This is a genomic window from Peptococcus simiae, assembly GCF_046569735.1.
Classification (GTDB): Bacteria; Bacillota; Peptococcia; order Peptococcales; family Peptococcaceae; genus Peptococcus; species Peptococcus simiae_A.
This window is the reverse complement of record NZ_JBKICG010000010.1, coordinates 15,659-36,279: the sequence shown is the minus strand read 5'-3', so window position 1 is coordinate 36,279 and position 20,621 is coordinate 15,659. Positions and strand designations below refer to the sequence as shown.

Below are 20,621 nucleotides of genomic sequence, written 5' to 3'. Positions count from 1 at the left end.
CCTCCTCCGTGTTAGAGATAGCTGTGCAGGCCTGGTAAGAGGTAACTCACCCCAAAGAAGGTAAAGACCACCACAGCAAAGCCGAGTATATTTAAATAGGCAGCTTGTTTATTACGCCACCCACCCACTCGCAAGTGTAAGTATAAAGCATAGACCAACCAGGTCACCAGGGCCCAGACTTCCTTCCAGTCCCAGCTCCAGTAACTCCCCCAGGCATATTCTGCCCAAATGGAGCCCGTCACAAGCATGACCGTCAGCAGGGGTAAGCCCAAAAGGACCAGGCGGTAGGCCCAGTCGTCCAACCGGTCAGTGTTCTTGTCCACCTTCCGGGTGGCAATGACCAGGGATAAAACAAAGGATACCGTCAGCACACTATAAGATAGCATGGCGGAAAGAACATGGACCGACAGCCAGGGCGACCGTAAAGCCGGCGCCATCGGCGCCACTTCATGGTTCTGGGATAAGACCCAAGCCGCTAAAATAGCGATCATGATGCTGAGCAAAACCACCACAAGCGGCATCCGCAGCTTGGCCAAGAGGAAAATCGTAAATAAGAATAAGACCGCACAAAGCCAGAGGCTGAAGTCCAGCCCGCTGGATAGGGGCAGGTGCTTCATTTGCACACCCCGGAGGACCAGGATGCCCGCTGAACAGAGAAAACCTAAAACCGCCGCTACCCTTGCTAGGGTTTGGGCCGTTTTTTTAGCCGACGCAGCGCCGGCCAGGGCTGTACAGATGGCTAAGACCAGGGGGGCTGTCATCAGTAAGTGTTGCCAGTTAATCATTCCCTTTTGTCACATCCTTTATGGATAGGTTCTGGGCCAGGCGCTTCCGCTCCCGTCCCTTGGCATCTAGGCGAACCGCCACCGTTCCGGCCGGGTCAACCCGGACACCGACTGCAGTATAGCGGCCTAAGAGTAGCATAAATGAAGCCAAGGCGGCCAGGATAAAGCCGGCAAAAACTGCCTGGACCCCGTGGCCGTACTTTAATTCTAAAATCGTATATTCCAGGGGCCGGATATAGTCCAGCCGGTTGCCGTTGGTCAAGTTCAGCCCGGCGCCGGGCTTTAAGGCCTCCTGGCGGACCATCTGGCCATCCTTATCATATTCCATATAGAGGAGGGCTTCCTTGCCCATAGCCTGGAGGATAAAGTAGCCCTCTGCCAGGGGGATTTTCTGGTCTTCAGGGAAGGCATAGCCCCCACTGGTTTCCTCGCTACCTGTGCTGAAATTGACGTCAAAGCGCCGGCCATAGCCCATCTGGTAAATGGACAGGCCCCCCTTTTTATAGGGGTGATTGACCCGGGTATCCCCGTTGCCTACTTTTCCTGTATCGCCAAAGAGTTCAAAGGCCGTCTGCCAGTTGTTCACATGGCCCTGGCCATCATATTCCGTCTTGAAGGACTGGACGGCCAACTTTTCAAGGCCTGTTGCTTCAGCAATCTGCTTCGGTATGGCCTGGATATCCCCTTCAGCCACCTGCATGGTCGCCTTCACGCCAAAGGTGGATAAGACCGCCCCGACGATGATAATTAAAATAGCCAGGTGGAGGACATGCGGGGCCAGGAGGGGCAGCCGCCCCTTGACCCCGTAGAGGTAGAGGGCCTCCCCCTTCCGCTCTTCCTGGACCGCAAAGCGGTCTTTAGCGAAGAAAGCCCGGATGGCCTCTTCCGAAGCCGCTGAAGCCTGGTAGGCCCCGACTCCCTCGGGTAGGTCCCCCACCCCCCGGCGCAAGCGTTTGGCCACCCGGGGCAGGAGGCTGAGGGTGCAAGTTAAAAGGTTCACAAAAAAAAGGCCCACAACCACCAAGAAGGGCGTCGAGTAAAAGACCTCCGTTTGGTCAAAAATCGTTGCTGAAACCGCCATACCGGCCAGGGTTGCTATTAAAATGACCGCTAAGCGTATAGATGAAATAAACTTGAGCATATCGCCTCCGCTCGCTTTCCAGTGGCTTCGATAACTTCTCTTCTGCTCAAAACAGAAGTAAAAAAGAAAGCGTACTTCGGTCATTATATCATGTTGCCAAAGGCTTTAACAAGTTTTCCCTCTTTCTAAACGGACAAATGTAAAATTATTATTTATCTCAACTATTCCAAAAAGATGACTTCCCCGGCCATCTTATCTCAATCTTATTGTGAAGGTCGGTACAAATAGCCTGGGCTCGGTTTTCCCTATCAGGGGACAAAAAAAGGTCGCCTTCGAGGGCGACCTTGTCGTTTCAATATTATTTTTCCGCCATTAAATGGGCTTCCATCTTGGCGGAAATTTTATCAATCGTTTCCTGGCTGACAATATGCTCAATCCGGCAGGCGTCCTGCTCTGCCGTTTCCGGGCTGACACCCAGGAGGCTAATTAGGGCCTCCCTAAGGAGGAGGTGGCGCTTGTAGACTTCTTCCGCCTTTTGCAGGCCTTCATCGGTCAGGTGGATGAATTTTTTCTTATCCATGAGGATGAAGCCCTTTTCCTGTAGTATTTTCATGGCCCGGCTAATGGAGGGCTTGGAGTAGTTCATGGCATTGGCCACGTCAATACTCTTCACTTCCCCCTGGCGATTTTGCAGCCGTAAGATACATTCCAAATAATCTTCCCCAGACTCATAAATTTCATCATTTGTGGTCATCTGTATCCTTCCTTTCATGAGAGACCATCTTCAGGCCCCCTTGCCGCCGGCGCCAAAGCAGGACTGCTCCGGCCCCAATGAAAAGCAGCAAGCTGATCACCTGGGCCATCCGCAAGGGACCAAGCATCAGGCTGTCTGTACGAAAGCCTTCAATTACAAAACGTCCGACTGAGTAATAGATCAGGTAGACCAGGGCCACTTCCCCCTCCCGGGCCCAGGTGCTCCGGGCAATGACCATTAAAATCCCGAAGCCTAGGAGGTTCCAAAGGGATTCGTATAAGAAGGTCGGGTGGTGCCACTGGCCATTGATCTCAATGGCCCAGGGCACATCGGCCTTATCTACCGCATAGCCGTAAGCTTCCCGGTTAAAGTAGTTCCCCCAGCGGCCAATGGCCTGGCCTAAAATCATCCAGGGGGCAATGATGTCTGCCAGCTGCCAAAAGCGAAAACCATAGTGGCGGCTGCCCAAAAAGAGGGTCAGGGTCCCGGCGATGAGCCCACCATGAACGGCCAGCCCCCCATGCCAAATGGCTATAATCTCACCGGGATGGGCGGCGTAATAGGGCCAGTTAAAGACCACATAGTAGAGCCGGGCCCCCAGGATGGCCATAACGATCATGACCATCACCAGGCTATAGTATTTTTCTTCATCCAGGCCGGCCTTCTTGACCCCCCGGCCGGTCATCATTAGGGCGATGAGGAAGGCCAGGGCTATAAGGAGCCCATACCAGCGAACCGCCAGGGGGCCTATTTGAAATGCAATCGGATCCACACTTGCTCCTTTCAACCGACACCGCTGGAGGGCGGTGGTTAAGGCGATGTCAAAAGTCACATTGCTAAATTCTTACCCCATTTAGCAAAGGAAGAAACATCATGGGGTATCTTCATTTATTATTCACGGATAGTTGCGCCTAAGTCTTTACAGGCTGCCAGGATAGCAGCCATGTCTTTTTCAACCCGGTCATCGGTTAAGGTTTGCTCTTTATTCTGGAAAGCCAGGCTATAGGCCATGGAGGCCATGCCGTCGGCCACCTGGTCGCCGGTGTATCGGTCAAAGAGGACGATATCCCGGAGGTCGCTAGAGGCGGCTGCCCGGATGGTCCGGCTGATATCGGCATGACTGAGGTCTGCCGGCACAACCAGGGCCAGGTCCCGCATAACAGCCGGGTACCGGCTCGGGGTTTCGGCCTTGGGGGTCTCGACGCCCAGGGTATAGAGGGGTTCCAGGTTTAATTCAGCACAGTAAACCGCTTCGCTGAGGTCATAGTTTTGGCAAACCAGGGGGTGGACCTGACCCACCAGGCCCAGGAGGGTGTCATTCAGATAGACCCGGGCAGTCCGGCCCGGGTGCCAGGTCGGGTCATCGGTGCAGGCTTCCCAGCGCAGGCCTGCCAGGTCCAGGCGGGTGAAGAGCTGCTCGATGATCCCCTTTAGATAGAAGAAATCGTATGCCTGCCGGCTGCCCAGCCAGTCCCGGTTGCTGCCCCCATCCAGGGCAATGACCAGGTGGTCTTCCTCCGTCGCCAGCTGGCGGCCGGTCAGGTCGCCTTCAGCCCGGTAGGTCTTGGCCCGTTCAAAAATGGCCACGTCTGCCACCTGGTGGCTCCGGTTGACCTGGACGGCCTCTAAAATGCTATGGACCAGGCTGGTCCGCATAACAGCCAGTTGGGCCGACAGGGGGTTATCAATGGCGATGACCTCCCGCCGTTGGTCGGCCGGGTCCATGTGGAGCTTGTCGGCAAAGTCTTCAGCCACGAAGCTGTAGGTCAGGACCTCGTGGAGGCCGGCTGCCACGAGGTGGCGGCCAAGGGCCTCCTGGAGCCTTTGTTTTTCGGTTAAGCCACCGGGGTTGGTAGACCCATAGGGGAGGGTGGCCGGAATCTCATCATAGCCGTAGAAGCGGGCAATTTCTTCGATGAGGTCTTCTTCAATGGTCACGTCCATCCGCCAGTCAGGCACCCGGACTTGGATGCCCTCTTCCCCTTCTTCGACCAGGTCGAATTGGAGCCGGGTCAGGTAGCTGACCATGGTTTCCGGCGGGATATCGGTCCCCAGGAGGGCATTGGCCCGGGCAAAGCGCAGGGGCACAATGGTATCCGGCTGTTCAACCGGGTAGACATCCTGGGCCGGAGCAATGACCTGGGCGCCGGCCAGGCGTTCAAACAAGGCCGCTGCCCGCTGGGCTGCCAGTTCAACCCCTTTAATGGAAACCCCTTTTTCGTTCCGGATGGAGGCCTCGGTCCGCAGGCCCAGCTTTTGGGCAGTCCGGCGGACATTACGAGGTTCAAAGTAGGCGGATTCCAGGAAGATGTTTTCCGTATCGTCCTTGATTTCCGTATTTTCGCCCCCCATGACCCCGGCAATCCCAACGGCCCGGTCCCGGTCACAAATAAGGAGCATGTCATTGGTCAGTTCCCGGTCCACATCATCCAGGCTGACGATGTGCTCACCATCCTTGGCCCGGCGGACAATGATTTCCCGGCCGGCGATGTCCTTTTCATCAAAGGCGTGGAGGGGCTGGCCGGTTTCCAGCATGACATAGTTGGTAATATCCACCAGGACACCCAGGGGCCGCATGCCGGCTGCCTGGAGCCGCTGTTCCATCCAGAGGGGGGACCGGCCGGCCTTCACACCTAAAAGCCGGGTCCCGATATAGCGATGGCAGAGTTCCGGGGCCTCCAGGGTCACCTGGATTCCTTCGTCTGAGGCGGCCTGGCCGGAAAAGGCCACATCCAGGGGGCGGACCGGCCGCTCCAGGAGGGCCCCGACTTCCCGGGCTACATTATAAACAGACAGGCAGTCGGACCGGTTGGGCGTTAAGTCCAAGTCAAAGATGGCATCATTTAAGCCCAGGTAGGCAAGGGCATCTTCCCCCAGGGGGGCATCTGCCGGCAGGACCCGGATGCCATCCTTGTCAGCCGGGGCCACTAGGGCATCATCAACGCCCAGTTCCTGCATGGAACAGATCATCCCATTAGAGTCAACGCCACGGAGCTTGGCCTTTTTAATTTTGAAGTTGCCCGGCAGGACAGCCCCCACCTGGGCAAAGCAGACCTTTTGGCCGGCGGCCACATTGGGCGCCCCGCAGACCACCTGGAGGGGGGCACCGCTGCCGGTGGACACCTGGCAAAGGTTCAAGTGGTCCGAGTCGGCCAAGGGTTCGCAGGTCAGGACTTCTGCCACCACAACCCCGCTAATCCCTTGCGCCGGGTAGCTGATCCCGCCAATTTCCACCCCGGCCCGGGTGATCATTTCCGCCAGGACTTCCGGACTTTCACTGATATCTACATATTCTTTTAACCAATTATAGGATACTAACATAAGCCCTCCTTGAATTGAGACAGGAAGCGTAAATCGCCGCCAAAGAAGAGGCGGAGGTCATCAATCCCGTATTTGATCATGGCAATCCGCTCAACCCCCATACCGAAGGCAAAGCCGCTGACCTTGGTTGGGTCATAGCCGCCATAGCGGAGGACATTGGGGTGGACCATGCCGCTGCCTAAAATTTCCAGCCAGCCGGTGTGGCTGCAGACCCGACACCCCTTGCCGCCGCAATTCACGCAGGAAATGTCCACTTCACAGGAGGGTTCCGTAAAGGGGAAGTAAGAAGGCCGGAGGCGGATGTCAATGCTGTCGTCAAACATCTGGTGGATAAAGCTCAAGAGGACGCCCTTTAAGTCACCCATGGTGATGCCCTCATCCACACAGAGCCCTTCGATCTGGTGGAACATGGGCGAGTGGGTAGCGTCATCGTCCCGACGGTAAACCTTACCCGGGCAGATGATTTTCACCGGGGCCACCCCGGCCTTTGCTTCCATGGTCCGGACCTGGACCGGGGAGGTCTGGGTCCGCAGGAGGACATTCGGGTTAATATAAAAGGTATCCTGCATATCCCGGGCTGGATGGTCCTTGGCCAGGTTCAGGGCCTCAAAGTTATAATAATCGCTTTCAATTTCTGGCCCCTGGGCCACTTCAAAGCCCAGGCCGGCAAAAATCCGCTCTGCATCCCGGATGACCTGGGTCAGGGGGTGGACAGACCCTACCGGGAAGGCCCGGCCGGGCATGGTCACATCTATTTTTTCATCCTTGAGCCGGACGGCCATGGCATCCCTAGCCAGGGCCGCCTGCTTTTCTTCCAGGGACCGGCCGATGGCATCCCGGACCTCATTGGCCAACTGGCCCATAACCGGGCGCTCTTCCGGGGACAGCTTGCCCATCCCCTTCAGGATAGCGGTTACCTTCCCCTTCTTGCCCATGTAAGAGATGCGGACATCATTCAATTCAGCCACGGTCCTGGCCCGGCCAATATCGGCCAGGGCCTCTTCCCGGATTGCCTGTAATTGCTCTTTCACTGTTATCCTCCTTTAAATTAAAAAGAGCCCTCCGCCCAAGGGACGAAGTGCTCGTGGTACCACCCTAGTTATTTCCGCATTGCAGAAATCACTCAATGGCATTAACGCTGCCACACGCCGGTACCTACCCATCCTAAGACTTCAATACCGGCCGCTCCCGGGCGAAAGCCGCAGGCAATCCCTGCCAAGAGGGTCTCAACCCAGCCCTCTCTCTCTGTGACAGTCACATGCCTCCGACACCCAATCACTGCGGAAATATAGGCCTAGTTTAGCATAAGAGTCCATCCAATGCAAGCAAGTATCATTTGGCAAACCGGTATAAAAGCAACCTATCCTGCCTCTAGGATTCCTTCCGATTCAGGCAAAAAAGCCCAAATAGCAAAAGACCCAGAGCAGTATATCCGTAAGGATTACCGGTTTTGGGAATCGGTTTCGCAGCAACTGGCCCAAGGCTTCCAGGCCTTGCCGCTGTCTCAACTGCTTCCCCTGCAACAGAATCCGGCCTTTCTGCCGGTACCGGTTCAGGAAACAAAAGCGGACCAGGGCCCGGAGTCGGTTCCGGTATAGGTTCAGGACCCGGACCGGGGTTCGGGCTGGGGCCGGGTTTGGGGTCAGGATCCGGCATTGGCGACGGACGATCACCATCTTCAGACTGGCTACGATTAAGGACCACTACCTCCAAGTCCGCCTGTCCCCAAGTACCAGTCAATGACTTATCCAGCTGGACACCATCCAGGTAATACTTGACCTCATAATCACCCGGTTCTTCTTCAACAAGTTCAAACCGCCACTTATCATAGCCAGCCACCCGGATAGATTCCTGGTTCCTTAAGGATAACAGATAAATCCCATCTTTGGCTACTAAATCTACCTTGCTCTCCTGGCCGCCTGCATCGGTATGAATCCCCTTAAGGGGCTCCGTCATGGCCAACCCATGTTCATCAAAAAGCCTAAGCTTGAAGCGAAAGGCACGGTCACCGGCCTTGCCTTCAACCGTTTTCTTGATAGTCAAATCATAAGCTGTTTGAGGAGCAAAGTTATTTTTTGCCTTGAGGGTTAAATCACCTAATTTATCATTATAGACCACTTCAAAGACTGGGCTGAAATCTTGACTTGCATAGGGGTAGCCTTCCGGAAAACGTTCTACCAATTGGATGGCATCTAAAATCGAAGCCGGATTAGCCTTGATATCCTCTTCTGTAACGGATAAAGAAGACAGGTCGAGAAGATCCTTGTAAATCCCTCGCCACTGGTTTTTTTCATTCGGATCTGCTATCAGACGGCCAAGCCACTGCCGGGTCTCCTTATTGTAGATATCAAAGTAAAGCTCCGCTGGCAAGTCTGGCGTATCCGCATCCCAAACTTTAAGCAAATCAAGCCGCAAGGCCTTAAAGCGAGGAGCATCACTGATAAAGACCAGCCCGTCTGTCCCAATACCGCCACCATAACCGGATTCATTCCGGTTACCGGTAATGACCACCCGTTGGCTTAAGTCCAACTGGTTAAGCCTTCCTGCAATCGCCTCCTGAGAGGCTACATTCTTAACCCCAAAGTCCTTAGCATAAAGGCCAGCTTTCAAAAAGACCCCTTCTTCACCGGCTCCCTGTCGGTGATCAGCATCGTCTTTAACAAAGTTTAGAAAGTCATCCTCTTCCCGATAATAAAACTGAAGGGCTGCAGGTCCGGGATGGTCTGGTTCAACCACCTTAAAATACAAATCATCCCCGGCCTCATCGGCCCGGTTGTCAGACAAACGTGCCAAGACACTGGAGGAAAAGCCGGTATCGGTCTCTACCCGAGCCCGGCCGGTAGGGCAAATCCAAATGCCACCTCCCTCGTACCTGGCATAATTGTCATAAATCAGTGCATTTTTAAGCAAGAGGACGTCCGGTTGGTGGTCGGGACCGGTTAAGTGGCCCACCACATGGATTCCGGCTCCATGACCGGTTGGCCCATTTTTATAACCACGGACAATATTATTGCTGATGGTCCCATGGTTTAAGGTAGCCTTGGCTTTTTCAATCCGGATGCCGCCGCCTGTGGCTTGAATATACTTCGTCATGTCATGGGCCCCATCCGGGTTCCCTTCAGCCATATTACCGTCAATCAAGCCACCATTCATTTCAAAAAAGCCGCCATCATTGACATGGATGCCGGCCCCCTTCCGGGCCCAGTTATTGATAACCTGTCCCGTATTTTGAAGAAGCCTGGCCCCCTGTTGGACACAAATCGCCCCACCGTAAAAGGCCCGGTTCCCTTCAAAGCTGATGGAACCGTCGTCAGAATCGTCACCTTCTTGGCCAAGGGTCAAGGAACTGCTCTCACCGTTAACGATGATAGCTCCCCCCTTACCGCCGGTCTTTTCCACACTATCCTCCCGGATACCTGTATCTGCACTATTTGCTCGAAAGACAGTCCCAGTCTGAACCTCCAGATGACTGCCGTCGTCAATAAAGATGGCTCCGCCATTTTTCGCCTGGTTATTTTCAAACCGACTGCCGGAAATTGTTGCCCTAGCCTGGTTTTGCAAGAATAGGGCGCCGCCCCGGGCACTGTATGGGATATGAAGATTAGCAAAGATAACATCCTTCATCGTCAAAAGACCACCGGTCTGGACCACAGCCGCCGTCGGATGGTCGCCGGACCCGATAGACAAGTCCTGAAAGCGAGCCCCCTCCAAGGTCATGCTGCCCCCCTGCTTATTGATAAAGGCCCCTTGCCGATTCAAAGCAGAGGCAAGGTTTTTCCCTGCACCCTTACCCGAAAAGGTAATCTCACCTTCAATCAGAAAGTTAATGGCCTCAGGAACATCCAGCAAGGGCTTGACAATAGTGTCATCCTTCGGTGAATAGATAATCCCAGCTTCTTGACCAGCAGAGCGGATGATTATTTTTTTAGCTTGATCTGCAAAACTTACCCCCTCCGTGAGGGTAATCTCACCAGTCAGGTCGATGATTGCATCAGCCGAGTTTTGATTGATCGCCTCAATCGTCGCTTGCCAGCTTTCCGGCGAATCAACCTGATAGCTAGTCGATTGTTGACCGGCTTGGCCCGGTTCTGCCGCCTCGGGCTTCACCAGGTTTGCCGACAGGTCAGTCGTAGCCCGTTTTGAATCATCAATGCTTGCTGGCAAATCCCCTGGTCCCGGCAAATCAGCCGCCTGCAAAGGCAGGATGCCACCGACCCCAAGTCCTACGGAGAAAAGAAAAGCCAGGATAACCAACCGAAGCCAGTTCCAAGCCCTCTTACTTTCTTTCATAAAATCAACCATTTTTTCACCCCCTCTCCGTCATCATCGTGACTACCTAATACTATACGCCCTAGCCGGGGTCCACAAAACCATTTCTTCCCCACCAGGTCACTTTTTCAACTTTTGACCAACCCCCGTCAGGACGGCAAGTCTTCCTAGATCCCGTCAAGGTTATAAGCTTCCCCTAACCCCCGATACCACCCCGTAACCGGCAAAAAAGAATCTCCAGCTTTAAGCCCAGTATTTTACTAGGAATATTGCTCCCCCGACGGCACCCTTGACCGAATCCCTTACCTGGCCAACCCCTCTAAAACCGACCAGTCAAAAAACAAGACCACCCCTTTCCGGCAACTATCACCCTCTCCAAGTCCAGTGACCACTGATCCCAAAAGCTTGAATTGCTGCCTGGCAAATTCAATAAATGTCGGCATCCGTTAAGAAGCCAGAGCCACTCACCAAGTCACCCCTTTGACCACAAAAAAGCCTCCCCTTCCTTGGTACCAAGAAAAGGGAGGCTGGTCAAAGCCGGCTGCTGCTTATTCAATTAGATTACATATTCACAGTATAGCCTGTGTCATAGCGTTTGCCATCAACATCCAGGTAGACATCATAGGTGCCACCTTCCAGGCCTTCCCGGTGGATGTAGAATTGGAAGTCGTTGTCGTTTTCTTCTTCGAAGGCGACACAGGCGGCGGTAACGTCATGCACTTCTGTCGGCAGGTTGTAGAAGTGGTCTGTTTCCCCGCGCAGTTCGATGATGACTTCACTGCCTTCCCGGAACATAGCCCGGAAGGCCAGCCGGTCTTCTTCCAGTTCCATTTTTAATTCATGGATGGCCGGGACTTCGCCGGCATCCTTGAAGTTGACCTTCATAAATTCAGGGGTCACCCCTAAAGAGCCCATGAGTTGGCCCTTGCCCAGGTCTAGCTTGGTCTGGTCATCATAGAGGGACAGGCGGCGGGCCCGGTAGTAGTTCCCACCTTCAACAATCATCCGGAATTTCACTTCATCATTTAAAAGTTCAACGGTTTCACTCCAGAGTTTCAGGTGGATGTGGGGGTAGCTGTTTAAGAGGGAAGCGCCGAGGACGTCGGTGTGGACACCCCGGTAGGTGGCAATCCCGCCGGAGTGGACCATGTAGTGGCCATCGGCATAGTATTCGGTATTGCAGATGTAGGGGGAATAGAATTCAGCCCCACGCTCCTTACCATACTGCCAAACCTGCTCGATTTCCATCTTATCGGTATCAATCCGGTAAATGACCCCACGGGAGAAGTTATCATCCGGTTCTACCCGGTTTTCTTCTCTCTTAGACCGGTAGGTCCCGTTGTCGAAGAGGAAGACATCCCCATTAGGTAAAATGCTGGCGGCGTGCTGTTCATACTGCCAGTCAAAGTCACCCTTGGTGACATTTTTGAAGAAGTACTTTTGATATTCTTCCGGCCAGGTTTCCGGGTCACCGATGATCCAGTTCAGTTCAGCGGTGTCATAGTCAAAGTTGATGACAGCGTCCTTGTGACGGCCACTCATGGTGATGGAGTTGGTCGGTTTGTCATACCAAACAGAGTTGTTGTGGAACCAGTCGTGGTTGTTCCAGTCGCCGGCGTCCCCACCGGACCGGGGCAGCATGGGCTGGAGGTCCCAGCTCTTAACGATTTCACCGGTTTTCCGGTCCACTTCAACAACATAGTCTTCAACAGAATCGTCAAAGTCATTGTCAGAGGCGCAGAGGAGGTTGCCGTTTTCCATTTCAAAGACATCATGGTGGAAACCGCCCGGAAGCCGGTATTCTTTGTAGATTTTCCCGGTCATGTCCATTTCGCAAATGCCGATGGTGTAGTAGGGCTTTTGGATGGTCCGGTGGGAGGTGTATAAGAGACGGCCATTGGCTGCCTTTTTGATGTCCCAGCTCTGCAGGTTGATGTTCATCCAACGGACATCCCCGGCATAGTCCACAGCGATGGTCTTGCAGGATTCAATGAGGGGGGTGGTGGTGGAAACGAACATGACATCGTTGCCGAAGTATTCCGGGGTCGTTTCAACAAAGGAGGCCCGGTTGATGTTTTGTTCTTCAATGGCCAGCTTGACTTCAGAAGTACTGCCATCGGCCAGCTTGATTTCGATGGTGTTTTCATAGCCGTCATACAGGCCGTAAATCGGCAGGACATGTTCCTTGGCTGCCGGGAAGGTGTGGCCCATATCGGCTTCAGGGGTTTTCCCCTTGACGGTTACTGTGACTTCCGTTTCTGTATCGGTGTTAAAGCAGAGGACAGCTGCCATCGGGTTAATGAGGTAGGGGTTGGCCTTGACATAGGGCTTGTCATAGGTGTAGTTGCCATCTCGGAATTCTTTTAAAAAGGCCTGTTCAGATTCGTACTGTTCTGTGATCAGGTGTTTTGTTTCTTTTAATTCAGTTTTCAATCAATTCACTCCTTAATTTACTAAGCATTAATAAGCGAAAAAACGTCCCGCGCCTATCAGACGGCGGACTTATTCTTAGTATAGCACACTTTCAAAAAAGACAGAAGATACTTACACCTCTATTCAAAGCTACTATAGCCCTATCTGCACCGGCTATACCCCGGACCATTCCTTTCTAAGGCTTTGGGAGCAGCCTAAAGGTCCCCCTTTTGGTTAAAGGCCCGGTAAAGGATCCAGGCCGGGAGCAGGCACAGGCCCAGGGTCCCCATAAAAATACCTCCATCTAAAAATAAAGGTTTAAGCATACTTCCCTCTCCCTTCATTAAATTTTCGGGCTAAAGGCCAAGGGCCATGTCTATTTTTTTGAACAGGGGTAAGCAAACCCCCGCTTTTTTCCTTAAGGATATGAGGGGCAAGTCCCCCGGAAATCATAAAGGAGGTGAAAACCATGGCCCTGACCTTAAAAAGCAAGCGCCTGCGGGTGGCTATGAATGTCGGCGAAGATGCCAAGGGCAAAAAACGCATCCGATCCCGCTCTTTTGCCAATATCAACTTCGACGCCAACGAAAGCCAGCTCCACAGCGCTTGTACTGCCGTCGCCAGCCTGCTCACCGGTAGCCCGGATGAGTTCAGCCTGGTCACTGAAAACGTCCTCACTGCCGGTTAAGCCATCCCTGACCCATTCACCTGAAAGGAGGTGTAGCCATGAATGAACAGAAATCCCTTGTATTAACCTTTTTAACCTCTGAAGGTAAAAAGGCCAACATGACCCTGGCTGATCCCAGGGGGGACCTGACCGCCGACATGGCCAAAAAGGCCATGGACGACATGGTCGCCAGCACCGTTTTTAAAAACGGCGAGGCCCTTTATGTCAAAGGCGAGCTGGCCCAACTGGTCACCCGGACCACCAGCGACCTCTACCGGGCAGCAAGCGAATAAACCTTGAGCGGGGCCCCGGCCCCGCTTATTTTTTTGCGGTCATCCCTGACCAGAAAGGAAAAGCCCATGCTCCATATCCAAAACGGCATCATCACTGACCCGACCATTGCCGGCGTCCCCCTGGAAAGGGCCATCATTCCCAAGGATACCAGCCCCTACGTCCGCACCGGCATCCCCATGACCACCACCCGGGGCATTACCAACCACAATACCGGTAATCCATCCCCCACAGCCGACGCCCGGGCCCATGCCCAATGGCTGGCCGGGGTAGAGACCCGGAATGAAGCCTATGTCGGCGCCCACTTCTTTGTCGACCACCGGCGCATTGTCCAGACCCTCCCCATCAATGAAGTGGCCTGGCACGCCGGCGATGGCCAGGGCCCCGGCAATATGACCACCGTCGCCATCGAAATCTGCGAAAGCCAGGCCGCCGCCGCTGAAGCCAATGCCATCCTCTTAAACGCCGCCTTACTCATCACCTACCCCAATTGGCAGATTTATAAGCACCAGGACTGGAGCGGCAAGTTTTGCCCCCGGCTGATCCTGGGCCAGGGCCGGTGGCCGACCTTTGTCCAGGCCATCCAGACCACCGTCGACCAGCTCCGGGCCCAGGCCCAAGCCCAGCCGACCCCACAACCGGCCCCCTCTCCCTGGGCCCGAGAAGCCGTCAAGTGGGCGGAAGCCACCGGCCTCCTCCGGGGCCGGACAGATGGCCCGGCCTACCAGGCCCCGGCCAGTCGGGAAGAAGTCCTGGCCTTCCTCTACCGCCTCCATGGTGACCGTCATGCCTAGAAGTGATCAAGACCCCGCCTTCATCCCCACCGCCCCTGACCGGCCCACCGGCCTGCCAACTGAAGACCAGGCTTCTACCACCCTGGCCCACTGGCACCTGGGCCCCCTGCCTGATCCCGAAGACCTGGCCCGGTATGAAGCCATCTCTCCCGGTCTGGCCTCCCGCCTGGTCAAGCTGACCCGGGAAAGGGCGGCCCGCCAAGACCATCTCCGGGCCCTGGCCCTCCGCAGCGCCGCCCGCCGGGACCTAGCCGAACTCCTCCTCACCTTTTTCCTGGCCATCCTGGCCGGCCTGGGCGGCTTTGACTCCCTGGCCCAGGGGGACCTGGCCACCGGCCTGACCCTCTCCGGCGGGTCCCTGTCCGCCATGGCCCTGGCCCTCCTCCGTCGTCGACCCCCTCCCCACCCCTAACCGACCCTTCCCGGGCTATCCCCCTACTCCATACTAAGAACATATGTTCTATCCTCGAGATAGACAAGCGTCTGTGCTTGGCACAGGCGCTTTTTTTATTGAAAGGATAGACCGCCATGGCCCGTGCCCCACCGGATCCCCTTTTTCTAACTCCATAACTAGGTACAGAGAAAGGATATCCCAATGAAAAAAACCAAAACCATCTATATCAACCATACAGCCGTCCCCGTCAGCGAAGCCGTCTACCGGGCCTACTGGCAGAGCCACGAACAGGCCCGCTACCAGGACCGCCTGGCCGCCAGCCACAGCTGGAGCCTGACCGACCTGGCCGCCAGCGGCGTCCCTGAAGACGCCCTCACCCCCCTAAGCGTCCCCGGCGGCGAAGCCGACTACCTGGCCCGGCTGGACCGGGCGGCCCTAGAAAAGGCCCTGGCCACCCTCTCCCCCACCGTCCAAGACCGGCTCTGGCAGCTGGTCCTAGGTGAAACCACTGAACGGGCCCTGGCCAAGGACTTGGGCCTATCACCGGCCGCCATTCATAAGCGGAAGCACCGCGCCCTAGCTCGATTGCGGGCGGCCCTGGAAGACGCATCTCAGCAAAGCTAAAAAGCCCTTGATTAAGAACGTGTGTTCTGGTATATTAATCTTATCTCATCACCCTCAATTTAGAAAGGAAGACAGCCATGCCCCGCCTAGGATCAGATGCCCGCCGCCTCCGCCAACAAGCCCGCCGTATCGGCCTCAACTGCTCCACCGCCATCTCCCAAATGAAAGACCTCCTAGATGACTATGCCGGCCTGGTATGGCTGGCTGAAGAGCAAAGCCGCTCCCGGGAAAGAGAGGCTTTCACCCCGGAAGACACCACCCAGGCCCTCCTCCTCTTAGACCGGCTCATGGATAAGGCCGGGTCCAAGACCCGGACTGGCCACCAGAGCCGTCACCATGTTTTTTTGACCACCATGGTCGGCCAGGCCATCGAGGCCACCGCCCGCTACCCGGGCCCCGGCCCCCTCTATGCCGCCATTTTAAAAGGCTACTACTGCAGCCACCCCCGGTCAACCGACATGGCCCTCATGGAAGACCTCCACCTGGAGCGGTCCAGCTACTATGCCCGGAAGAAAGAAGCCATCCTCTGCTGCGCCCTGGCCTTCTTCGGCACCATTAGCGAAGAACTGGGCCTCTAGCCCTAACCAGCCCATCGTCACAATTTTCTATAAAATAATTCGTTGCCTGGTATTTTCCACCAATTCTGTTCTATAAAGCCTTATACTATTATGTAACAGCTATTGGTTGTCAATACACAAGGAGGTCTATTATGGAATTCCAATTTAAAAACAAAACCGTCGTCGTTACCGGCGCCAGCTCCGGCATGGGCTATGCCATTGCCCAAAGTTTCGTAGAAGAAGGTGCTACCGTTATTGCTGTTGCCCGCCGGACAGACCGACTCCTGGAACTAAAAGAAAGCCTCAAAGACGCCTCCGGTGTCCTCTTACCCATCACCGCCGACCTAGCGGTTGATGAAAATAACAGCTGCATTGTCGAAACCGCCGTCCAAGAAGGCGGCCGGATTGACATCCTAATCAATAACGCCGGCATGATGGACGAATTCATGCCCATTGGCGAAGTGGATGATGCCCTCTGGGATAAGGTCTTTAAGATCAATCTGGACAGCCCCCGTCACGCCATGAAAACCGCCATCAACCACATGGTCGACGATGGCCGAGGCGGCGTTATTATAAATATTGCCTCCATTGGCGGCCTGGAAGGCTGCCGGGCCGGTGCCGCCTACACCGCCTCCAAGCACGCCCTGGTAGGCCTGACCAAAAACACCGCCTACATGTACGCCCATGATAATATCCGCTGCCTGGCCATCTGCCCCGGCGGCGTTAAAACCGAAGTCGGCAAATACGCCTCCCACCCCAGCGAACGCGGCATCCAGCGCGTCATGAGCGGCCTGGACGCCACCATCCGCCAGGCAGACGTCCAAGAAATTGCCGACCTAGTCCTCTTCATGGCCAGCGAAAAAGCCGACTTCGTCAACGGCGCCGCCATCCCCGTAGACGGTGGCGTCAGCGCCAACTAAACGGACTTAGCTAGAAGAACATATAAACCCGCCCCCTATCCGGATTATCCCGGATAGGGGGCGGATTTGCTTATACATAAATTGGCCCAGGTTAAATCCCTACAAATACATTCACCAAGTGGCGAATTTTTTCTAAAACAGATTCCTTTTTCCGTTCACGAGCCCCATGCCGCCTGGAGGTGGGCGGCAGGATCTTATCCAGCTCATCCCCGGCATATTCGACAAAGCCTCTTTCAATCGACCGCTCAATAAAATACTTGGAAGTCCCCTTCAATTGCTCATCGGCAACCAATTGGTGGATATCCTTTTCCTTTTCAGCCCGGGCAAAGCTGTAAAAGGCCTCCAGGATATCATCCGTTGTCCTTAAGGCCTTCAAGTCCGTCCGGTTGATAAAGTCAATAATCAAATGCTCCTTAGCCCGGGCCCCCAGGCTGGACCGGATGACCCGGCGGATTTCCTCTTTCAGCTGGTCAATGTCATCATTATCTTTGAGCTTTTCTAAAATCAGAGCCAAAATATAATCCAGGTTGATTTCATCTGTCTTTAAGAGGTCAATCTCAAAGGTCACATCCGAAAAGTCCACCTGAGACGCCCCCTCCCCGTCCCGACCACCCGGCCGGGCATGCTTGTTACGAATTTCCATATAGGCGCTCTTCATGTCCTGCTTTTGCCGGTCAGAAATAAGGGGATCCATCTGCTGGAATTCGTCAAAGTTCCGCAGGATATTCTCCGACCGCAGGAATTCGCCAAAAAGCTTGACAAAGTCCTTCTCTTCAGATTCCAAGGCCAGGTTGCTCGGGTCAGGGAACCGGTCTAAAAGCTCCTGGCAGATGTCGATATAGCCCCGCATGGTTTCCCCGGTCAGCTCATCCTCATAGCCATGGATGTACTCTTCATAGCTCTTTTCCAAAATAATATTGAGGCTGTTCTCATCCCCAAAGGTCTTGATGGCATCCTTGGTTGCCTCTTCCAAATCCCTAAAGCAGACGATATTCCCAAAGGCCTTGACCTTGTTCAAAATCCGGTTGGTCCGGGAAAAGGCCTGGATCAGCCCATGGTAGCGCAGGTTCTTATCTACAAAAAGGGTATTCAAGGTCGGGGCATCAAAGCCGGTCAGGAACATCCCCACCACAATAAGCAAGTCCACCTGCTTATCCTTGACCCGGGCTGATAAGTCCCGGTAGTAATTTTGAAAATCTGCCCCCTGGGTGGAAAAATTGGTCTTAAAGTAGGCATTATAATCCGCAATGGCCTTATCTAAAAAAGCCTTGGCCGATGAATCCATGGCCGACACATTAAAGCCTTCTTCCGGGATTTCCCCCTGGGCCGACTGGTCTTCATTGGCCGCAAAGCTATAAATGGTCGCCACCTTCAACCGCTTGTCTGCCGGCAGCCGGGCCTGTTGTTTCTCAAATTCCTCATAATAAAGCTTGGCCGCATCCACACTCTGGACAGCGAACATGGCATTAAAACCGTTCAGCCGCCGGTGCTTGAGGTCATAATATTCATTCCGGTGGGTCTTCCTGTCGTACACCTCCAGGATATACCGGGTCACTTCCGCAATCCGCTCCGGATGCAGAAACATTTTCTTTTCCAGATGGGCCAGCTTGCCCTCATCAAGCTCCTTCTCCCCAGATTTGAACTTAGGCAGGGTGTTATTATAGTCCACCTTAAACTTGAGCACCTTGCCATCCCGGATGGCATCGGTAATCACATAGCTGTGGAGCTGGGCCCCAAAAATGCCGGCCGTGGTCTCCCCGCCCAGGGAGTTTTCCACAAAAATAGGCGTCCCGGTAAAGCCAAACTGGTAGTACTTCTTGAAAGACTTCCGAATCCCCTTTTGGGCATCCCCAAACTGGGACCGGTGGCACTCATCAAAGATGAGGACGCAGTGCTTTTGGTAAATGGGGTGGTTGGGGTTTTTCTTGATGAATTCGTAGAGCTTTTGGATGGTGGTCACCACTATCCGGTTATCGTCCTTTTCAATATTGGCCTTTAAGGCCCGGGTATCCACGCTCCCATTGACACTGTCCGCCTGGAACTTTTGGTACTCCTTCATGGTCTGAAAGTCTAAATCCTTCCGGTCCACCACAAAGAAGACCTTGTCAATAAAATCCAGGCCACAGGCCAGCCGGGCCGCCTTAAAAGAAGTCAGCGTCTTCCCGGACCCGGTCGTGTGCCAGATAAAGCCCCCGGCGTCAATGGTCCCGGCCTTTTTCCCCTCATAGCCGGACCGGATCTTCCACAAAATCCGCTCTGTGGCCGCAATCTGGTAGGGCCGCATGATCAGGAGGGTATTGGAGCTGTCAAAAACACAGTACTTGGTCAAAATTTCCAAGACCACCCGCTTTTCAAAGAAGGTCTTGGTAAAGTCCTCCAAGTCCCGGATGACCCGGTTCCGGGCATCCGCCCATTCAATGGTAAATTCGTAATTGTTTTTACTCCGGGCCGTGGTATTGGCAAAGTAGCGGGTATAGGTCCCATTGGAAATCACAAAGATTTGGACATACTTATAGAGGGAGTTCCCATCATTAAAGCTTTCCTTGCTATACCGGTGGATCTGGTTAAAGGCCTCCTGGAGGTTGACCCCCCGCTTTTTCAGCTCAACATGGACCAGAGGCAGGCCATTGACCAGGATGGTCACATCATAGCGGTTGGCATGGGTCCCTGCCTGCTCCACCTGGTGGGTCACCTGGAGGAAGTTATTATGGATATTCTTCTTATCCAGGATTTTAATATTCTGCACATGGCCATCATCAAAGGTGAAGTCATAAATATAGTCCTCCTGGATTTTAGCCGTCTTTTCAATCATCCCATCACCGGGGGCATCCAGATACTCCAACAGAAACCGCCGCCACTCATTGGGCGAAAAAACCACCTGGTTCAACCTTTCCAGCTGGATTTTTAGGTTGGCATATAAGTCTGCCGAGGTCCGGGCCGCCAGATAAGCATAGCCCTGGGCCTGTAAGTTGGCCATGAGCCGGTCCTCCAGCTCCGCCTCCGTCTGGTAGGCCGTTTCCTGGACACCATCTTCTCTTTTGTAATGGGAGAGGATAATCCCCCCGGTCATTTCCGCTATCGTCGCCAGTTCATACCCGGCTTGGTCTTCCGGCATACAATCACCCCTTTAAGGTCTTGGGAAGTCTAGTAAACGGTCCCGGTAATACTCGTACTGGTCTTGGCGTAAGGCTATTTCTTTCGGTAGTCCTTGAGATAGGTCATGGACCAGGGCCTCAAACTGGTCAAGGATACCAACAATATGGGCCTGGATGTGGAGGGGGGGAATAAGAATCGGATATTTTTTTAATATCTCTTTATTCAAGCCACCTCGCGACCCATCCCCTGATGATACATCACGCAACCTCAAATATTCCCCCTGCAAGTAATAATAAAGAAAATCATTCAACAATCCTTCATTGGGAATTAAGGTTGCCAAAGACTGGTTCGTAGACAAGGGGATTTTAATCCGAGCAACCATGCCCCGGGTCTTTCCTTGCCCTGCCAAGGCAATGACTGTTGATTCTGCCGGTACCATGGTCGCACTAGAATTATCGTATCCTTTTTGTGTAATAAAGCCTTCTGTCTCATAAACGGTCTTTTTATTAACTTCACCGCTACTCATCCAGGGGATAGTCCCCCCTTCCCAGTAGTCCTGCTTTTGCTTATTAGGCGTTCCGCCCAATACAACCTGGACAACATCGCCCAATTTTTTATCGGCAATTGAAAACGGGCTAAGCCCGACAATATTGGCT

Annotated in this window: 17 protein-coding genes; 7 read left to right on the top strand and 10 right to left on the bottom strand. The window is 54.1% G+C overall.

From position 1 onward, the window contains the following. Positions 1–11: 11 nt before the first annotated feature. The 8 genes from ccsA to ACLGL1_RS05605 all read right to left on the bottom strand — a co-directional run bounded on the left by ccsA (position 12) and on the right by ACLGL1_RS05605 (position 12,643). Positions 12–785 carry a cytochrome c biogenesis protein CcsA gene (ccsA, locus tag ACLGL1_RS05640; RefSeq protein ID WP_411007772.1) on the bottom strand — a complete coding sequence of 258 codons (774 nt, stop codon included), beginning with the start codon at positions 783–785 and terminating at the stop codon, positions 12–14. Continuing rightward, positions 778–1,926, bottom strand: a complete 1,149-nt coding sequence (locus tag ACLGL1_RS05635; protein WP_411007771.1) for a cytochrome c biogenesis protein ResB — start codon at positions 1,924–1,926, stop codon at positions 778–780. Before ACLGL1_RS05635 ends, ccsA begins: the two co-directional genes overlap by 8 nt. Before the next feature lie 298 nt (positions 1,927–2,224). Next, complete coding sequence (locus ACLGL1_RS05630; protein ID WP_411007770.1) at positions 2,225–2,620, bottom strand: metal-dependent transcriptional regulator; 396 nt, start codon at positions 2,618–2,620, stop codon at positions 2,225–2,227. Beyond that, complete coding sequence (gene lgt / locus ACLGL1_RS05625) at positions 2,607–3,452, bottom strand: prolipoprotein diacylglyceryl transferase (protein ID WP_411007769.1); 846 nt, start codon at positions 3,450–3,452, stop codon at positions 2,607–2,609. Before lgt ends, ACLGL1_RS05630 begins: the two co-directional genes overlap by 14 nt. Positions 3,453–3,511: 59 nt before the next feature. Next, complete coding sequence (gene pheT, locus ACLGL1_RS05620) at positions 3,512–5,941, bottom strand: phenylalanine--tRNA ligase subunit beta (RefSeq protein WP_411007768.1); 2,430 nt, start codon at positions 5,939–5,941, stop codon at positions 3,512–3,514. Continuing rightward, complete coding sequence (gene pheS / locus ACLGL1_RS05615; RefSeq protein WP_411007767.1) at positions 5,935–6,972, bottom strand: phenylalanine--tRNA ligase subunit alpha; 1,038 nt, start codon at positions 6,970–6,972, stop codon at positions 5,935–5,937. Before pheS ends, pheT begins: the two co-directional genes overlap by 7 nt. A 340-nt stretch (positions 6,973–7,312) precedes the next feature. After that, entirely contained in the window at positions 7,313–10,243 is a 2,931-nt protein-coding gene (locus tag ACLGL1_RS05610) for a hypothetical protein (RefSeq protein ID WP_411007766.1), read from the bottom strand. A gap of 528 nt (positions 10,244–10,771) precedes the next feature. Then, on the bottom strand, positions 10,772–12,643 hold the full coding sequence (locus ACLGL1_RS05605) for an aryl-sulfate sulfotransferase (protein WP_411007765.1): 1,872 nt from the start codon (positions 12,641–12,643) through the stop codon (positions 10,772–10,774). 448 nt (positions 12,644–13,091) lie between these two features. Here ACLGL1_RS05605 and ACLGL1_RS05600 point away from each other — a divergent pair, with 448 nt between their 5' ends. The 7 genes from ACLGL1_RS05600 to ACLGL1_RS05570 all read left to right on the top strand — a co-directional run bounded on the left by ACLGL1_RS05600 (position 13,092) and on the right by ACLGL1_RS05570 (position 16,869). Then, entirely contained in the window at positions 13,092–13,310 is a 219-nt protein-coding gene (locus ACLGL1_RS05600; RefSeq protein WP_411007764.1) for a DUF1659 domain-containing protein, read from the top strand. Positions 13,311–13,348: 38 nt separating this feature from the next. Then, positions 13,349–13,582, top strand: a complete 234-nt coding sequence (locus tag ACLGL1_RS05595; RefSeq protein ID WP_411007763.1) for a DUF2922 domain-containing protein — start codon at positions 13,349–13,351, stop codon at positions 13,580–13,582. A 66-nt stretch (positions 13,583–13,648) separates the two neighbouring features. Then, positions 13,649–14,374 carry an N-acetylmuramoyl-L-alanine amidase family protein gene (locus ACLGL1_RS05590; RefSeq protein ID WP_411007762.1) on the top strand — a complete coding sequence of 242 codons (726 nt, stop codon included), beginning with the start codon at positions 13,649–13,651 and terminating at the stop codon, positions 14,372–14,374. Continuing rightward, positions 14,367–14,786, top strand: coding sequence for a hypothetical protein (locus ACLGL1_RS05585; RefSeq protein WP_411007761.1), 420 nt, complete (start codon positions 14,367–14,369; stop codon positions 14,784–14,786). Before ACLGL1_RS05590 ends, ACLGL1_RS05585 begins: the two co-directional genes overlap by 8 nt. A 183-nt stretch (positions 14,787–14,969) precedes the next feature. Then, the gene (locus ACLGL1_RS05580) at positions 14,970–15,392 is read left to right on the top strand and encodes a hypothetical protein (RefSeq protein WP_411007760.1); all 423 of its coding nucleotides are present in this window, start codon (positions 14,970–14,972) and stop codon (positions 15,390–15,392) included. Between the two features lie 77 nt (positions 15,393–15,469). Next, on the top strand, positions 15,470–15,970 hold the full coding sequence (locus ACLGL1_RS05575; RefSeq protein ID WP_411007759.1) for a hypothetical protein: 501 nt from the start codon (positions 15,470–15,472) through the stop codon (positions 15,968–15,970). Between the two features lie 131 nt (positions 15,971–16,101). Continuing rightward, positions 16,102–16,869: an SDR family NAD(P)-dependent oxidoreductase gene (locus tag ACLGL1_RS05570; RefSeq protein ID WP_411007758.1), complete on the top strand. Its 768-nt coding sequence runs from the start codon at positions 16,102–16,104 to the stop codon at positions 16,867–16,869. Between the two features lie 91 nt (positions 16,870–16,960). On the opposite strand, the gene ACLGL1_RS05565 is transcribed toward ACLGL1_RS05570, so the two are convergent. Together ACLGL1_RS05565 and ACLGL1_RS05560 are read right to left on the bottom strand one after the other, a co-directional pair. Continuing rightward, a complete protein-coding gene (locus ACLGL1_RS05565; RefSeq protein WP_411007757.1) occupies positions 16,961–19,984 on the bottom strand; it encodes a type I restriction endonuclease subunit R in 3,024 nt (1,007 codons plus the stop codon). Between the two features lie 12 nt (positions 19,985–19,996). Continuing rightward, positions 19,997–20,575: a restriction endonuclease subunit S gene (locus ACLGL1_RS05560; RefSeq protein ID WP_411007756.1), complete on the bottom strand. Its 579-nt coding sequence runs from the start codon at positions 20,573–20,575 to the stop codon at positions 19,997–19,999. Positions 20,576–20,621 lie beyond the last annotated feature (46 nt).

Bases quoted from the DNA above. Each gene is read 5' to 3' on its own strand.
- ccsA (WP_411007772.1), bottom strand. From the start codon at position 785: ATGATTAACTGGCAACACTTACTGATGACAGCCCCCCTGGTCTTAGCC.
- ACLGL1_RS05635 (WP_411007771.1), bottom strand. From the start codon at position 1,926: ATGCTCAAGTTTATTTCATCTATACGCTTAGCGGTCATTTTAATAGCA.
- ACLGL1_RS05630 (WP_411007770.1), bottom strand. From the start codon at position 2,620: ATGACCACAAATGATGAAATTTATGAGTCTGGGGAAGATTATTTGGAA.
- pheT (WP_411007768.1), bottom strand. From the start codon at position 5,941: ATGTTAGTATCCTATAATTGGTTAAAAGAATATGTAGATATCAGTGAA.
- ACLGL1_RS05610 (WP_411007766.1), bottom strand. From the start codon at position 10,243: ATGGTTGATTTTATGAAAGAAAGTAAGAGGGCTTGGAACTGGCTTCGG.
- ACLGL1_RS05600 (WP_411007764.1), top strand. From the start codon at position 13,092: ATGGCCCTGACCTTAAAAAGCAAGCGCCTGCGGGTGGCTATGAATGTC.
- ACLGL1_RS05595 (WP_411007763.1), top strand. From the start codon at position 13,349: ATGAATGAACAGAAATCCCTTGTATTAACCTTTTTAACCTCTGAAGGT.
- ACLGL1_RS05590 (WP_411007762.1), top strand. From the start codon at position 13,649: ATGCTCCATATCCAAAACGGCATCATCACTGACCCGACCATTGCCGGC.
- ACLGL1_RS05585 (WP_411007761.1), top strand. From the start codon at position 14,367: ATGCCTAGAAGTGATCAAGACCCCGCCTTCATCCCCACCGCCCCTGAC.
- ACLGL1_RS05580 (WP_411007760.1), top strand. From the start codon at position 14,970: ATGAAAAAAACCAAAACCATCTATATCAACCATACAGCCGTCCCCGTC.
- ACLGL1_RS05575 (WP_411007759.1), top strand. From the start codon at position 15,470: ATGCCCCGCCTAGGATCAGATGCCCGCCGCCTCCGCCAACAAGCCCGC.
- ACLGL1_RS05570 (WP_411007758.1), top strand. From the start codon at position 16,102: ATGGAATTCCAATTTAAAAACAAAACCGTCGTCGTTACCGGCGCCAGC.
- ACLGL1_RS05565 (WP_411007757.1), bottom strand. From the start codon at position 19,984: ATGCCGGAAGACCAAGCCGGGTATGAACTGGCGACGATAGCGGAAATG.